The 16,045-nt window shown below is 64.4% G+C and carries 15 protein-coding genes; all 15 read left to right on the top strand.

The window, feature by feature from the left end; genetic code table 11:
• Positions 1-16 precede the first annotated feature (16 nt).
• The 15 genes from bchY to OU995_RS00015 all read left to right on the top strand — a co-directional run bounded on the left by bchY (position 17) and on the right by OU995_RS00015 (position 16,041).
• Positions 17-1,504: a chlorophyllide a reductase subunit Y gene (gene bchY / locus OU995_RS00085; protein ID WP_267833322.1), complete on the top strand. Its 1,488-nt coding sequence runs from the start codon at positions 17-19 to the stop codon at positions 1,502-1,504.
• On the top strand, positions 1,501-2,985 hold the full coding sequence (bchZ, locus tag OU995_RS00080; RefSeq protein WP_267833321.1) for a chlorophyllide a reductase subunit Z: 1,485 nt from the start codon (positions 1,501-1,503) through the stop codon (positions 2,983-2,985). The genes bchY and bchZ overlap by 4 nt, the downstream gene beginning before the upstream one ends.
• Before the next feature lie 143 nt (positions 2,986-3,128).
• Positions 3,129-3,278, top strand: a complete 150-nt coding sequence (gene pufB / locus OU995_RS00075) for a light-harvesting antenna LH1, beta subunit (protein ID WP_267833320.1) — start codon at positions 3,129-3,131, stop codon at positions 3,276-3,278.
• 36 nt (positions 3,279-3,314) lie between these two features.
• On the top strand, positions 3,315-3,539 hold the full coding sequence (locus OU995_RS00070) for a hypothetical protein (RefSeq protein ID WP_267833319.1): 225 nt from the start codon (positions 3,315-3,317) through the stop codon (positions 3,537-3,539).
• Between the two features lie 11 nt (positions 3,540-3,550).
• Positions 3,551-3,742, top strand: a complete 192-nt coding sequence (pufA, locus tag OU995_RS00065; RefSeq protein WP_267833318.1) for a light-harvesting antenna LH1, alpha subunit — start codon at positions 3,551-3,553, stop codon at positions 3,740-3,742.
• 105 nt (positions 3,743-3,847) lie between these two features.
• Entirely contained in the window at positions 3,848-4,672 is an 825-nt protein-coding gene (pufL, locus tag OU995_RS00060) for a photosynthetic reaction center subunit L (protein WP_267833317.1), read from the top strand.
• Between the two features lie 54 nt (positions 4,673-4,726).
• Positions 4,727-5,707, top strand: coding sequence for a photosynthetic reaction center subunit M (gene pufM / locus OU995_RS00055; RefSeq protein ID WP_267833316.1), 981 nt, complete (start codon positions 4,727-4,729; stop codon positions 5,705-5,707).
• Positions 5,704-6,885 (top strand): photosynthetic reaction center cytochrome PufC, encoded by a 1,182-nt coding sequence (pufC, locus tag OU995_RS00050; protein ID WP_267833315.1) that lies wholly within the window; start codon positions 5,704-5,706, stop codon positions 6,883-6,885. Before pufM ends, pufC begins: the two co-directional genes overlap by 4 nt.
• Before the next feature lie 255 nt (positions 6,886-7,140).
• Positions 7,141-8,340 (top strand): PAS domain-containing protein, encoded by a 1,200-nt coding sequence (locus OU995_RS00045; protein ID WP_267833314.1) that lies wholly within the window; start codon positions 7,141-7,143, stop codon positions 8,338-8,340.
• 612 nt (positions 8,341-8,952) lie between these two features.
• Positions 8,953-10,275 (top strand): FAD-dependent oxidoreductase, encoded by a 1,323-nt coding sequence (locus OU995_RS00040; protein ID WP_267833313.1) that lies wholly within the window; start codon positions 8,953-8,955, stop codon positions 10,273-10,275.
• 17 nt (positions 10,276-10,292) lie between these two features.
• Positions 10,293-11,360: a methyltransferase gene (locus tag OU995_RS00035; RefSeq protein WP_267833312.1), complete on the top strand. Its 1,068-nt coding sequence runs from the start codon at positions 10,293-10,295 to the stop codon at positions 11,358-11,360.
• Positions 11,361-11,561: 201 nt separating this feature from the next.
• Positions 11,562-12,725, top strand: a complete 1,164-nt coding sequence (locus tag OU995_RS00030) for an ABC transporter permease (RefSeq protein ID WP_267833311.1) — start codon at positions 11,562-11,564, stop codon at positions 12,723-12,725.
• Positions 12,726-12,753: 28 nt separating this feature from the next.
• Complete coding sequence (locus OU995_RS00025) at positions 12,754-13,938, top strand: ABC transporter permease (protein WP_267833310.1); 1,185 nt, start codon at positions 12,754-12,756, stop codon at positions 13,936-13,938.
• Between the two features lie 72 nt (positions 13,939-14,010).
• Positions 14,011-15,303 (top strand): efflux RND transporter periplasmic adaptor subunit, encoded by a 1,293-nt coding sequence (locus OU995_RS00020; RefSeq protein WP_267833309.1) that lies wholly within the window; start codon positions 14,011-14,013, stop codon positions 15,301-15,303.
• A 39-nt stretch (positions 15,304-15,342) separates the two neighbouring features.
• Positions 15,343-16,041, top strand: coding sequence for an ABC transporter ATP-binding protein (locus OU995_RS00015; RefSeq protein ID WP_267833308.1), 699 nt, complete (start codon positions 15,343-15,345; stop codon positions 16,039-16,041).
• Positions 16,042-16,045 lie beyond the last annotated feature (4 nt).

Below are 16,045 nucleotides of genomic sequence, written 5' to 3'. Positions count from 1 at the left end.
CTCCAGAAAGACGACCATGAGCCCATGCCACGCCACGGTTGAACGCGCCCAGGCCGAAAGCGCCGCTACGCGGGAGACGCTGGCGCGCTACGCGGCCGACTATCCCACCAGCCACACCGGCCCGCATGACCAGCCGCAGAGCATGTGCCCGGCCTTCGGGGCGCTGCGTGTGGGCCTGCGCATGCGCCGCACGGCCACCCTCCTGAGCGGATCGGCCTGCTGCGTGTATGGCCTCACGTTCACCTCGCATTTCTATGGGGCCAAGCGCAGCGTGGGCTATGTCCCCTTCAACAGCGAGAGCCTGGTCACGGGCAAGCTGTTCGAGGACATTCGCGACGCCGTGCATGCCCAGGCGGATCCGGCGCAGCTGGATGCCCTGGTGGTCATCAACCTCTGTGTGCCGACCGCCAGCGGTGTGCCGTTGCAATTGCTGCCCAAGGTCATCAATGGTGTACGCATCATCGGCATCGACGTGCCCGGCTTCGGCGTTCCCACGCATGCGGAGGCCAAGGATGTGCTGGCCGGCGCCATGCTGCAGCGGGCGCGCAGCGAGGCGGAGGCTGGCCCGGTGGCCGCCCCCAAAGGCTGGCGAGAGCAGGGCCTGGATACGGCCAGGACGGTGAGCCTGCTGGGTGAACTCTTTCCTGCCGACCCGATGGTCATCGGCGGCATGCTGGCGCCCATGGGCCTCAAGGTCGGGCCCGCCGTACCCACCCGCGAATGGCGTGAGCTGTATGCCGCGCTGGACTGTTCGGTCGTGGCCGCGACGCATCCTTTCTACACCGCCTGCGTGCGGGAACTGCAGGCCGCAGGGCGACCCGTGGTGCCCTCCGCCCCCGTGGGCGCTGAAGGCACGGAAGCCTGGCTGCGGGCCGTGGGAGAAGCGGCCGAAGTGCCCAAGGCCCAGGTGGAGGCGGCCATTGCAGCCGTGCTGCCGGCCATCCGGGGGGCCTTGGCCCGAGCCCCCACCACGGCCAAGGTGACCGTCAGCGGTTATGAGGGCTCCGAACTGCTGGTGGCGCGTCTGCTGATCGACAGCGGCGCCACCGTCCCCTACGTCGGTACCGCCTGCCCGCGCACACCGTGGTCCGAGCCGGACCGGGTGTGGCTGGAGGCTCACGGCTGTGAAGTGCAATACCGCGCGTCGCTGGAGCAGGACCTGGCAGCGGTGCAACGCCATCGCCCGCAACTGGCCATCGGCACCACGCCCTTGGTGCAGGCCTGCAAGCAGCGTGGGCTGCCGGCCCTGTACTTCACCAATCTGATTTCCGCCCGGCCGCTGATGGGCCCGGCGGGCGCCGGCTCGCTGGCGCAGGTCATCAACGGCGCCATCAACAACCAGTCGCGGTTCCACGCCATGCGGGACTTCTTCGGGGATGCGGGCGCTGGCGACAAGGCCGGTGTCTGGAGTGACACCCCGGTGTTGCATCCCGAGTTCCGGGAGGACACGCGGCGGCAGGTCATCAAGCTGATGAAGCGCCGGCAGTCGGAGCAGATGCTGTGAACTTCGTCATCGACCACGACCGGGCCGGCGGCTATTGGGGCGCTGTGTATGTGTTCACGGCCATCAAGGGCCTGCAAGTCATCATCGACGGCCCGGTGGGCTGCGAGAACCTGCCGGTGACTTCGGTGCTGCATTACACCGACGCGCTGCCGCCGCATGAGCTGCCCATCGTGGTGACCGGGCTGGCCGAGGAACAACTCGGTCGCGAGGGCACCGAGGGCAATATGCGGCGAGCCCATGCCGCGCTGGACCCGGACCTGCCCAGTGTGGTGGTCACGGGCTCCATCGCCGAGATGATCGGCGGCGGCGTGACGCCCGAGGGCACAACGATTGCACGCTTCCTGCCGCGCACCATCGACGAAGACCAATGGCAATGCGCCAATCGCGCCCTGTTCTGGCTGTGGGCCGAGCATGGGCCGCGCAAGGTCCCCGCCCGCACTCCCATTGAGCAGCGCCCTGCGGGGGAGAAGCCGCGGGTGAACCTGATCGGCCCCTGTTATGGGCAGTTCAACAGCGCGAGTGACCTGCATGAAATCCGACGTCTGGTGGAAGGCATTGGTGCCGAGGTCAACCTGAGCTTCCCGCTGGGCAGCCATCTGGCCGACGTGCCTCGTCTGGCGGAGGCGGATGCCAACATCTGCCTCTATCGCGAGTTCGGCCAGTTGCTGTGCGAGACGCTGGACCGCCCGTGGTTGCAAGCGCCGATCGGCCTGCACAGCACCACCGCCTTCCTGCGGGAACTGGGCCGGCTGCTGCATCTGGACCCGGAGCCCTTCATCGAGCGCGAGAAGCACACCACCATCAAGCCTCTGTGGGACCTGTGGCGTTCCGTCACGCAGGACTTCTTTGCCACGGCCAGCTTCGGCATTGTGGCCAGCGAGACCTATGCGCGCGGCGTGCGGCATTTTCTGGAAGACGAGCTGGGCCTGCCCTGCCAGTTTGCCGTGGCCCGCAAGCCGGGGCAGAAGACCGACAACGCCGCCATCCGCGCCCTGGTGCATGAGAAGCCACCGCTGGTGCTGTATGGGAGCTTCAATGAGCGCATGTACCTCGCCGAGGCCGCAAGCGCCGGCCCGATGAAGCCGGCCTTCATTCCTGCGTCCTTCCCCGGGGCCATCGTGCGGCGTGCCACCGGCACGCCCTTCATGGGCTATGCCGGCGCCACCTATCTGGTGCAGGAGTTCTGCAACGCCCTGTTTGATGCGCTCTTCCACATCCTGCCGCTGGGCACCGAGCTGGACCGGGTGGACCCCACCCCCGCGCGGGCTCTGGCCGAGCTGCCCTGGAATGATGCCGCCCGCGCGGTGCTGGACGAGTTGCTGGAGGCGCAACCCCTGCTGGTGCGCATCTCCGCCGCCAAGCGACTGCGCGAGCAGGCGGAAGCCGCCGCACGCGCCCGCCAAGGGGCGGAGGTGACCGTGGAAGACCTGGAACGGCAGGCCCGCCAGCTGGCGGCCGCCGCGATCGGAGCGGTCACATGAACACAAGCCTTGCCGTGGGCCTGCTGCCCTGGAAGTCCCTGCCGCGCGGGAGCTGCGCGGTGCTGGCCGCAAGGAGCCGCCATCCCCGTGCCGTTGGCCGGTGGTGCCGTGGGTCCCCAAGGTCGAATTGAGGAGTGTTGGATATGGCTGATAACAGATCAGGCTCATTGTCCGGGCTGACTGAAAGTGAAGCCCGGGAGTTCCACGGCATCTTCATGACCAGCTTCATTGGCTACACGGCAGTTGCCATCGTGGCCCATGTGCTGGTGTGGATGTGGCGTCCCTGGCTCTGAGCCCAGGGTGACTTTGCATTGAAAGAGAGGTCCGCCATGGCGCAGATCACGACCGTTCCTGCCAGCGCTCATGCCGCGCAGAACACCCGGACTGACGAGGCCCTGTTCCTCGTGAGTTTCATTTTCGTGCTCTTGATCGCGCTCGCCGCGCAGATGCTGTTCCTTGAGTGGCGCACGTGGTTGCCAGGGGCGGAGGGTGAGAAATCACTGATCAAAGGTGTGCGCTCGGGGGTCTACACCTTCATGTCGCACCTGAACTAGGAGATTCAAGCATGTGGAAGATCTGGTTGTTATTCGACCCGCGCCGAGCGCTGGTTGCGTTGTTCGCCTTCCTGTTTGTGCTGGCGCTGGTGATTCACTTCATCCTGCTCAGTACCAACAAGTACAACTGGCTCGATGGACCGAACACCCGACCGGTGGTTCAGAACTCGGCCATGCCGGCAGCCGCACCGGCGCCGAAGTAGTTTCGCGTCTGCGACAAACACGGTGCGGGGCGAAGACCCTGCACCGTGCCGGGACTGCACAGGGCCCTGCACGTTGCGGGCAGCCCTCTACCGGAGGTGGCAATCATGGCCATGCTGAACTTCGAACGGAAGTACCGCGTACGCGGCGGAACCCTGCTGGGAGGCGACCTGTTCGACTTCTGGGTCGGTCCCTTTTATGTCGGATTCTTTGGGGTGACGACGGCGTTTTTCACGCTGGTCGGCGTCCTGCTGATTGTGTGGGGGGCGTCCCAGGGCGGCACCTGGAACCTCTGGCGCATCAACATCGCGCCCCCGGACCTCCACTACGGCCTGGGCATGGCCCCCTTGATGGAAGGCGGCCTGTGGCAGCTCATCACCGTCTGTGCCATCGGGTCGTTTGTGTCCTGGGCGCTGCGGGAGGTGGAGATCTGTCGCAAGCTGGGCATCGGTTATCACGTGCCCTTTGCCTTTGCGGTGGCCATCCTGGCGTATGTGACGCTGGTGGTGATCCGGCCGGTGCTGATGGGCGCGTGGGGGCATGCCTTCCCCTACGGGATCATCAGCCATCTGGACTGGGTGTCCAACACGGGCTATCAGTACCTGCACTTCCACTACAACCCGGCGCACATGCTGGCGGTGAGCTTCTTCTTTGCCACCACCTTCGCGCTGAGTCTGCACGGGGCATTGATCCTGTCGGCGACCAATCCGGCGCCCGGCGAGGTGGTCAAGACCGCCGAGCATGAAAACACCTTCTTCCGCGACACCATCGGCTATTCGATTGGCACGCTGGGCATCCACCGGCTGGGCCTGTTCCTGGCGCTGTCGGCGGGCTTCTGGAGTGCGGTGTGCATCGTCATCAGCGGGCCTTTCTGGACGCGTGGCTGGCCGGAGTGGTGGAGCTGGTGGCTCAACCTGCCGGTCTGGAAGTGAACAAGAAGCATGGCCTGGCGCGCGCCCTGGCGCGGGCCTCCGAGGAGCACCATCGTGTCTGAATATCAGAACCTCTTCACCAGCGTGCAGGTGGCGGCACCGTCCTACCCCGGCATCCCGCTGGGGCGTGACGAGTACCAGCGCAGCGGTCACGGTTTCCATTCCCATCTGCTGGGGCGCATCGGTGATGCGCAACTGGGGCCCATCTACCTGGGCTGGCTGGGTGTGCTGTCGCTGTTCTGTGGCTTCATTGCCATCGAGATCATCGGGCTCAACATGTTTGCCTCGGTGGGCTGGGACCCCGTCCAGTTCGTGCGGCAGTTGCCCTGGTTGGCGCTGGAGCCCCCCCCTCCCGGTTATGGCCTGCATCTGCCGCCCCTCAAGCAGGGCGGGTGGTGGTTGATGGCCGGCTTCTTCCTGACTGCGTCCATCCTGTTGTGGTGGGTACGCATGTATCGGCGGGCTCGCAAGCTGGGCATGGGCACGCATGTGGCCTGGGCCTTTGCGGCGGCCATCTGGCTCTACCTGGTGCTGGGCATCATCCGCCCGGTGCTGATGGGCAGCTTCGGCGAAGCCGTGCCCTTCGGCATCTTCCCCCACCTGGATTGGACGGCGGCCTTCTCCCTGCGGTATGGGAACCTGTTCTACAACCCCTTCCACATGCTGAGCATCGTCTTCCTCTACGGAAGCACCCTGCTGTTTGCGATGCACGGCGCGACGATTCTGGCGGTGAGCCGATTCGGTGGTGAGCGAGAGATCGAACAGATCACCGATCGGGGCACGGCCAGCGAGCGGGCCGCGCTGTTCTGGCGCTGGACCATGGGCTTCAATGCCACGATGGAATCGATTCACCGCTGGGCCTGGTGGTTCGCGGTGCTGTGTCCGCTGACCGGTGGCATTGGCATCTTGCTGACCGGCACCGTGGTGGACAACTGGTACCTGTGGGGCGTGAAGCATGGCATTGCGCCGATGTATCCGGCGGTCTTTCCGCCGGTGGCGGATCCGTCGCTGATCGTCCCGGGAGTCCAGCCATGACACGCACCAACCAGACCGGGGGAGTGACGATGAAGCGGACCCAAGCCTTCCAGCGGGCCTCCATGCGGACCCTGGCTGTCCTGCTCGGGGCCCTGGGCCTGCTTGCGGGTTGCGAGCGTCCGCCGGTGGAGACCGTGCAGCGGGGCTATCGCGGCACCGGCATGGAGCTGGTGTACAACCCGCGCACGCTGGCGGAAGAGGCGCCGGCCAACGCGGCGCCTGCGCCGCTGGAGGCGGCGTCTCCGGATGGGCCCAAGGCCAGCCAGGTCTACCAGAACGTCAAAGTGCTGGGGCATCTGAGTGTGGGCGAGTTCAACCGCACCATGGCCGCCATGACCGCGTGGGTGGCACCCAAGCAGGGCTGCGTTCACTGCCACAACGTGCAGAATTTTGCGGACGATTCGCTCTACCCCAAGCTGGTGGCGCGCCGCATGCTGGTGATGAACCAGACGATCAACACCGATTGGCAGCGGCATGTGGGCCGCACGGGCGTGACCTGCTACACCTGCCATCGCGGGGAGCCGGTGCCCAAGGAGGTGTGGTTCCAGCCGCTGATGCCCAAGAGCTTCAACGGCCTGGCGAGTGAGCGTGGAGGTCAGAATGCACCCGCGCCCAGCGTCGGGTTGGCGGCACTGCCCAATGATCCTTTCACGCCCTTCCTGCTGGGCAACGAGAACATCCGCGTGGCCGGCACCGAAGCACTGCCGTCGGGCAATCGTCAGTCGATCAAGCAGGCGGAATGGACCTATGGGCTGATGATGCACATGTCCAAGTCGCTGGGGGTGAACTGCACGCAGTGCCACAACACCCGCTCCCTGGGCTCGTGGGACAACAGCTCGCCGCCCCGGGTGACGGCCTGGTATGGGATTCACATGACGCGGGCGCTGAATCAGGAGTTCCTGGTGCCACTGACCCACACCTTCCCCTCCAACCGGCTGGGGCCCATGGGCGATGTGGCCAAGGTCAACTGCGCCACGTGCCACCAGGGGGCGCACAAGCCGCTGTATGGGGCGGAAATGGCGAAGTTCCATCCGGAGCTGATGATGAAGTCTCCGGCTGCATCGGCGCCCGCTGCACCTGCTGCAGCTTCGTCGGAAGCGGCCCTGGTGACGGGTGAGGATCTTCAGATGCTGCGGGCATTGATGCCCGAAGGTGCCAAGCCAGGCGCGCCCAGTTGATGGGACGCGGCCCCAGCACCTCGGATGAGGCGGATGTCAGGCCCTCCATGGGCCAGAGAACGGCGAGAAAAATCGGCAGGACGCAGGCGCGGTGGTCGTCGCCTGGCGTGAAGCGAGGTCCGGGAGGAGAGGGCGGGTGCGCGGCGCCCGAGGCCGCGCCGACGACCAAAGCGTTGCGCCGCAGGAGTCGCAACGGGCGCCGGTGCAGCCTTGCGCGGCAGCGGCATGTCATCTCATCGATCGGGAGCCGCGACGGTGTCCACGCCCCCCGAACCCGACCTCAGTGCGCTCGCGTCGCTGGCGCATGAGCTGGCGATCACCATGGCGCGGGTGGTGGGTGATATTGCCTTGGTGGTGGATGCCCACGGCGTGATCGTCGAGGTGGCCGAAGGCGCGCGGGTGCCCATCGCGGGATGCGATCAGTGGGTGGGGCGCCGATGGACAGACACGGTGAGCCCGGAAAGTCAGCCCAAGGTGCTCTCGCTGCTGGAGGAAGTGTCTCGCTGTGGTGAGTCCCCACGCGGGCGGGAGTTGATGCATCCATGGCCGGGTCAGGCCGATCTGCCGCTTGCGTGGTCCGCCATTCGTCTCGGAACGTTCGGGCCGGTGCTGGCGGTGGGCCGGGATTTGCGCGCGGTGGTGGCACTGCAGCAGCGATTTTTGGAAGTGCAGCAGGAAATGGAGCGCCACTATTGGCGCTATCGCCTGGTGCAAAGCCGTTCGCAGCGTCTGTATCAGGTGGCCCATGATGCGGTGCTGATGCTGGATGCGGCGAGCCTGGTGGTGCTGCAGGCGAATGCCCGCACTGCGGAGCTTCTAGGGCGGCACTTGGAGGACCTTTTGCATCTACCGCTGACCGACAGCCTGCCGATGACCTTGCTCGGACCGGTGCTGGAATTGCTGGTGGCCACGCGCAGCAGCGGGCGCTCGACGAATCGACGGGGATGTGAGGCGGGCACGCTGGGGCGGCTGGATGTGGCGGCCGCACCGTTGATGGTCGATGGGCGACGGCAGTTGATGCTGCATGTGCGTAGCACGGAGGAACGGGTCGGTGGTTCGGCCGAGGGGGGCGTGGAGGTGAGGCTCGCGCTGTCGCGGATGGCAGAGACGGTGGAGACAAGCGCAGATGCGCTGGTCATCACCGATGCGGACGGCGGCGTGCTGATGGCCAATCCTGCTTTCCTGCGGTTGACGGGGGTGGCGGACGAGGCGCTGTTGCGACGGCGCCCATTGCCTGAGCTGATGGCCGATGTTCACGGGGAATGCGCCGCACTGGTGGCGCAGGTGCGGCGCGTGGGCATGGTGAACGGGGCGGCCCTCGGCGTGGCGGCAAAGCAGGGGCTGCGGCAGCATGATCGGGCGACGCGGGTGAGCGTCTGTGCTGCGCTGCTGGCTGAAGGGGAGCCGGTCTGTATCGGGTTCGTGATGGTGCTGGAAGACGAGGTCCCCGGATAGATCGGAGAGCGGCCGTGTTACGCCGTCTCTTTGGCATGCCGTTTTCTGAAATCGGAAGGCAGGCGGATTCGCTGCCGATGGCCTCGCGCTTGGAGCGCATTCAGGCGCGGGCATGGGCCGTGATTGCGCTCGGTCCGTGATTCAGTGGACACCTCAGCTGACCTGAAAACATCAAGGTCCTTGCGCGACTGGTGTGTCCTGCCCGGCTTGCTCCAAATGCCACGACGTCGACGACGTCGACAGACGCGTCGAATGCGGACATTCGCAAGAAATGCCGCTCCATTTGTCATTTTTGAGTGCGTTGAGCGCGCAGGGTTTCCACTTATCGCACATTTCAAATTTGTGCGACTACAGTCGGGCTGCTTTTCAGGGGGGTCGTTTTGACAAAGAAGAGGTCACTCGCTGTCAAAACGATGTCAGGCTTACACCATTAAAAAAAGATGGCCATGCGGAGCTATGCATTCGACATTGAAGCAAGGGCGCTGAGAGATCGCACGGCCACATGCGGCGACTGCCATTGGGCGCCAGGCCATGCGCGAGAACGCTCAGATGAAAGCAGTCATTCGGGGGGCGGAATCGATCGATTCACCGACGAAACCGCATGGAGGCTGCATGGCTGAGAAGGTCATCATCTCCGGCGCCGGACCCGTCGGATCCGTCATGGCAATGCTGCTGGCGCGTCAGGGTTGGCAGGTGCGGATTCTTGAGCGCCGCTCGGATCCGCGCTGCAATGCCGCAGAGCGAGGCCGGTCGATCAACCTGACGCTGGCCGCCCGCGGGCTTGTGGCATTGGAAAAGGCCGGTGTATTGGACCGGCTCCGGCACGAGATGATGCCCATGCAGGGCAGGCGCATGCACGAGCTGAATGGGACCGGCCCGCTCATCCCCTATGGGCAAACATCCCAGGATTCCATTCACGCGATCAGTCGGGCCCGGCTGAACACCGCGCTCATCGAGGCGGCCGATGAAACGCCGCACGTCGAGATTGTCTTTGATGCACAAGTCGTCGACGTCGATCCGATCACCGGTGTTGTGAGCTGGCGCGATACACAGGGCCGGCTGCACTCCGAAGCGCCAGCGCGGCTTGTCCTGGCGGCGGATGGGGCCCGTTCCGGCGTGCGCCGGGCGCTGGTGGAAAGAGGGCTGGTGCAGGTCTCGGAGGAGCCGCTGGACCACGACTACAAGGAATTGAATATTCCGGCCCTGCCCGATGGCGGCTGGGCGCTCGAACCGAGTGCCCTGCACGTATGGCCGCGTCGCGACTTCATGGCGATTGCCATGCCCAACCCCGATGGCACCTTGATTGCCACCTTGTTCATGCCGCGCGACTTGTTTGTTGAATTGTCGGCGCCGGAGGTCGCGCGCAGGTTTTTCGCTGACAAGTTCCCGGATTTGCTCCGGCTCATCCCTGATTTCGAAGCCGAGTTCGTTGCAAATCCCCAGAGCAGGCTCGGCACGGTGCGATGTTTCCCATGGCACGTGAACCGTGTGCTTCTCATCGGTGACGCCGCGCATGCGATCGTGCCTTTCCATGGCCAGGGTCTGAACTGCGGCCTGGAAGACTGTGTGTTGATCTCCGACCTGTTGGAACGACACCAGGACCCGGAGGCTGCATTCGCGGAATTCAACCGCACGCGCCGAACGGACACCGAGGCGATTGCAGCCATGGCCATCGAAAACTACCGGGACCTGCGGGAGGGAATGCTCTCTGCTGATTTCGTGAATCGCAAGGAACTGGCCCTCGCGCTGGAGCGGCGTTTCCCGAATCGATTCGTGCCCCGCTACTCCATGGTGACCTTCCGCGCCGACATCTCGTACTCGGAAGCGATGTCCCGCGGGGCGCTGCAGGAGCAGGTGCTGGATGCCTTGCTGGCTGCAGGCGGCGTTGCGGAACCCGGTCTGGCGGTACAACTGCTGGACCGGGCCGGACTATGAAGAACATTCCCCTTTCCATGAGCGGCCTGATCGGCACAGAGCCCGTGGGGGGCCGCATGGGCCAGGACTTGGCGGCGACAGACGCCAGTGTGGTCGAGCTGGTCGAGCGCCTGATCGGCGGCTACCGTCATACACAGTTGCTGCACGCGGCGGCGGCCCTGGGGATTCCCGATCGCCTTGCAGCCGGTGCCATGAACGCGCAGGAACTGGCACCCGTGGTCAGTGCCGATGTGACCGCGCTTTATCGACTGCTGCGGGCGCTCTCGACGCTGGGGGTGTTCAAGGAGAATGCCGACGGCCGTTTTGCCATGACCCCGGCGGCGCAGTTGTTGCGCACGGATGCCAAGGGGTCGGTCGCGGGCAAGTTGCTGTCCTATGGCCAGCCGTGGTGGTGGGGAGCCTGGCAGCATCTGACGGAATGCGTCAGGACGGGGCGCTCTGCTTTCGACCTGCAACACGGGACCAGCTTGTTCCAGTTCCTGGACGAGCGGCCCGATGCCGCCGCTGCCTTTCACGCCAATATGGCCAGCATGACCGCCGCGATGGCGCCTGTCATTGCAGAGGTCGTGGAACTCGAACCCGGGGAGTGTATTGCCGATATCGGCGGCGGCCGCGGGGTGCTGATGGCCGCACTGCTGAATCGGCATCCCGGCACTCGCGGCATTCTTGTGGAGCAGCGTGGGGTGATCGAGGACGCTCGGCGCTATCTTGAAGACGTTGGGCTCGGGAGCCGATGTGAGGTGCAAGAAGGGGACATCTTCGGTGTCATCGACTGCCAGGCCGATGTCTTCCTCCTGAAAGAGGTCATCCACGACTGGAATGATGAACAGGCCGTGCAGGTGCTGCGGAATTGCCGGCGTTCCATGCGGCCGGGTGCCCGGCTGGTCCTTGCAGAGCGGCTGGTGGGCCCGGGCCCTGGGTCGTCGGAGGCCGCGTTGATCGACATCGTGATGCTGGTGATGACGGGGGGCCTGGAGCGAACCGAGCAGCAATATCGCGCGCTGTTGAATGCCGCCCGTTTCGAGCTCGTGAAAGCAGCACCCACAGGCGCCGGGTTGGCCCTGCTCACCGCCATCGCCTGCTGAAGCGATCGGCCCTTTCATGCACCCTCACTCCCTCATGAGGCACACCACTCCATCCGTCCTGCCCGCTCTTTTGTTCAAGCCCAGCGCGCTTCCCGTCTGCCAGTGTCAAAGCCCAAGTGGCCCCGGCACCTCGGGCGATTCGGGATTCATGCAATTCGCTGTCCCGCCGGCATCGGCACGAATGTTCAATGCACTGCACAGATGAAGTACTTCTTTCTCCTTTGGCAATCGCTGTGGCATCGCCCCGTCCGTACCGCGCTGACCTTGTTGTCCTTGATCACGGCGTTTCTGCTGCTGGGTGTGATGCAGACGGTCAACTACGCGCTCTCGCATCCAGCGCCCGGGTTCGGCTCCGACATCGTGGTGGTGATGAACCGGTCTTCATACGGTTTGCCCTTGCCCTATGCCTACCGTGCCGGTATTGAAGCCACGCCCGGCGTCGGGCTTGTGAGCGCGAGTGCGGTGGTCGATGGCTACTACCAGGACCCCAAGAATTCCATCCAGGCGGGTGCCGTGGATATCCGCCAACTGCTGGAGATGCGTAGTGCTCAGCTTGGCATTACTGCCGAGCAGATGAATGAGCTGCAAGCCACCCGTACCGGGGCCATCATCGGGCCGAAGATCGCAAGCCGGTTTGGATGGAAGGTCGGTGATCGCATCACGATGAGCGCCAACGGCAAGTTCCTGCAGGAGGACGGCTCGACGGATTGGACCTTCACCGTGGTGGCAGTCCTGAACATCAAAGATCCGAGCATGATGGGTCAGTTTGGCAGCCGCATCTTGTTTCATTACGCCTACCTGGATGAATCCAGGATTCTGGACAAGGGCAAGGTCGATCTCTATCTGGTGAAGCCCAAGCAGTTCATCGATGCGGCGACGGTGTCGCAGGCCATTGATGCGCGCTTTGCCAATTCGTCCTATGAGACCCGGTCCACGCCGCAACAGGCGCTGGCCCTGACCATCCTGAAGCAGGTGGGCAACGTCGGATTGGTGATCGGGTCGATCACCGCCGTGGTCCTGGCGACATTGGCTTTCATGATCGGCAACGCAATGATGCACACCTTTCATGAGCGCATCCCCCAGTTCGCGATGTTGAAGACCCTCGGGTATTCAGACCGACTGGTGACCCTCATCACTGTGGGCGAGTCGGTGCTGCTCTGTGCGCTGGGTGCTGGCGCCGGCCTGGGGCTGGCCTATCTGCTGGTGCCAGCGTTCAACAGGAAATTGCACGTCGTTGAACTGTCGCAGTCGGGATTGTGGCCCGGGGTTGTGATGGCGTCCCTGCTGGCCGTGTGCGTTGCGCTCATCCCGGCGTGGAAGGCACAGAAGCTGAAGATCGTTGACGCGCTTGCCAGCAGGCGTTGACTTCACACGTTTTGATTCGAAGGTTCACATGATCGGTTTTGTTCGACAAGTGTTTCCGCTGCTGGCCATGGGGCTGCAGACATTGCCCCAGCGGCTGGGATCATCCAGTGTTGTCGTGATCGGCATTGCGGGGGTTGTGGCGGTTCTTGTGACCATGCTGGCCGTTGCGGCCGGCCTCGACAATTCATTAAAAGGTTCCGGACGGAATGACAACGTTCTGGTGATGAGTTCGGGCTCGGAATCGGAGATGGGCAGCGCCATCTCGCGGGAGGCGTTTGAGACTATCGTCTCCGCGCCCCAGGTGGCGCGAGATGCCCAGGAGCAGGCGATTGCCTCCGCCGAGATCGTCACCGTGTTTCCTGCGAAGTTCATCGATTCCATGGCCGATGGCAACGTGAACCTGCGGGGGGTGGGCAAGCAGGGGTTGAGCATTCACTCCAGCATCAAGGTCATCACTGGCCGCATCTTCCAGCCTGGGTTGCGCGAAGTGGTCGTGGGCACCGGAGTGGCGCGCATGTTCCAAGGCTTCAAGGTCGGCGACCAGGTGCGCATTGGCAACGGTAGCTGGACGGTTGTGGGGCACTACGCGTCCGGCAGCATTCACGACTCGGAGGTGCTGGGTGATGCTGACACCTTGCAGTCCGCACTGGAGATGGGCACTTACGTCAATGCGGTGTACGTGAGGCTCGTGTCACCCTCCCAAGCGGCGAGCTTCAGGGAGGAGTTGCTGAGAAGCCGCAATCTGCATGTGGTGACGCATATCGAGTCCGAATACTTCGATGCGCAATCCAAGGACCTGTCCGAAGCGCTCCGGACGGCGGCGCACACCATTGGTCTCATCATGGCGCTGGGCGCTCTCTTTGGCGCGGTGCACAGCCTGTACATCTCGGCGGATGCGCGCAAGGTGGAAATGGCCACCTTGCGGGCGGTGGGCTTCCGCACCGACAGCATCACGGTGGCCTTCATGCTGGAGGCAGCCCTGTTGTCGCTGATTGGGGGCTGCCTGGGTGCTGCGCTCGCCTATGCACTCTTTAACGGCTATGTCGCCAGCACGATCAATGCGGGCCTCTCGCAATTGGTGTTCGAGCTGTCGGTCTCCTGGCGGCTGGTGTTCACCGGCATCGTGTGGGCGTGCGTGATCGGGTTGCTGGGCGCCCTCGTTCCGGCGGTTCGGGCGGCTCGCCAGCCCGTGGCAGTGGCGCTGCGTGCCTAGTGCCATGGGTTCGCGCTACATGATGGTCCCAGTCGCTGTGCTGCCGCGAGATCGTCGCGCCCATGGATCAAGGTGTTTGACCGATCGGTGCGAACAATGACGGTTGCAAAGTCTGAACTCCTCAAGCAGCTTCGTGTGGACCGGTCCGGTGCGAAGCCGATCGAGCCGGCCACGCCGCAGAGGCGTTGGGCTGGCTGGAGCGTGGCCGGCCTCTTGGTGGTCGGGGCCTCCCTGGCCTGGTTCTATCTGCCCAGTACTCAAGCCGTGCCCGTCAAGGCGGTGGTCGTCAAGCAGGTCACTGCGAGTGGCGCGAGTGCTCCCGCCGGTGGCGTGGTGGTGGAAGCGACGGGCTATGTGGTGGCCCGTCGGGAGGCCACGTTGGCGCCGAAGGTGGCGGGTCGACTCGATCAACTGTTCATCGAAGAAGGCTCGCGGGTGGTGGCTGGCGCAGTGGTGGCGAAACTGGACGACAGCAATATGCTGGCGGCATTGCGGCAGGCGCAAGGCGGCGTCAGGCTCGCCGAGGCCATGTTGGAACAAAGTCGGTTGGCGTTGGCGAACGGCTTGCCGCAGTACCAGCGCGAGCAGGAACAGGCCGCCGCCGGTTTCATCAGTGCTCAAGCGTTGCAGACCAGGAAATCGGAATACGACGGCTTGCGGGCGGCGGTGTTGGTCTCCGAGGGGAACCTTGAAGTCTCCAAGGGGGCTTTGGCGGTGGCCGAGCGCAATCTGGACGACACCGTCGTCAGAGCGCCTTTCAGCGGTGTCGTGACCAGCCGGGCTGCGCAGGCCGGAGAAATCGTGTCCCCGATCTCTTCGGGGGGCGGAACGATACGCACCGGTATTGCGACCTTGGTGGACATGGATTCGCTGGAGGTCGAGGTGGATGTCAACCAGAACTTCATCCACAAGCTGCGTGTTGGCCAGCCCGCGACCATCCGGTTGGATGCCTACCCTGATTGGAAGATCGCGGGCCAGGTGGTGGCCATCGTGCCGACCGCCAGCCGGAGCAAGGGCACCGTCAAGGTCCGCCTTGGCTTCAAGGACAAAGACGCGCGCATCCTTCCCGAGATGGGCGCCCATGTCGCCTTCATCAGCGATCGCGCGCCGGAAAGGGCCGACGCATCCGGCGGCGTTCCGCGTGTGGTGGTGCCTGCCGATTCGGTGCAGTCGGGCATGGATGGCGGGTCTGCCTTTGTCTACGTCGTCGTGGGTTCGAAGATCAATCGGCGGGACGTGGTCCTGGGCTTACGAGAGGGTGATGGGCAAGTCATTGTGTCCGGCCTGTCGGCGGGAGATCGCGTGGCCTTGAGCGGCTTCGACAAATTGCGTGAGGGAGTCTCCGTCAATGCAAGCGATATCTGAATCAGTGCGCATCAAGCGTCCAAAGCGAGGAATCAAGCCATGAGTTCGATCATTTCCATCAAAGGGCTGACCAAGACCTATGTGCGCGGCAAGCAAGCGGTGAGTGTGCTCGACAACGTGAATCTCGAGATTGCCGAGGGCGACTTTGTCGCGCTCATGGGGCCCTCGGGTTCGGGAAAGACCACCCTGCTGAATCTCATCGGCGGGCTGGATCGGCCGGATGCGGGTGAGCTTCGGGTGGGGAATGAGCGGCTGGACAAGCACTCGTCAAATGCCTTGGCTCGCTGGAGGGCGGAGAACGTCGGATTCATCTTCCAGTTCTACAACCTCATGCCGATGCTGAGTGCGGAGCGCAATATCGAACTGCCTTTGCTGATCACCAACATGAGCAAGGCCCAGCGCAAGAAGAGTGTGGCGGCTGCGCTGGCGGTGGTGGGGCTGGAGGATCGCGCGAAGCACAAACCCTCAGAGCTCTCTGGTGGCCAGTTGCAGCGCGTGGCGATTGCCAGGGCGCTGGTGGCCGACCCGCGGTTGCTGGTCTGCGATGAGCCGACGGGTGACCTGGATCGGGCCACGGCGGATGACATCCTGCTGCTGCTGGAACTGCTCAGCCGGGAGCACGGCAAGACCATCGTGATGGTCACCCACGACCAGAAAGCCGCCAGCCATGCGAAGCGGACCTGGCATCTGGACAAGGGGCGCTTGGTGGACCAGGGAGGGGCCGCAGCGTTCGCCTGATCGC

The organism is Roseateles sp. SL47, from assembly GCF_026625885.1.
GTDB lineage: Bacteria > Pseudomonadota > Gammaproteobacteria > Burkholderiales > Burkholderiaceae_C > Roseateles.
Note: the sequence above shows the minus strand (reverse complement) of the source record. Positions and strands in the feature narration are given on the sequence as shown.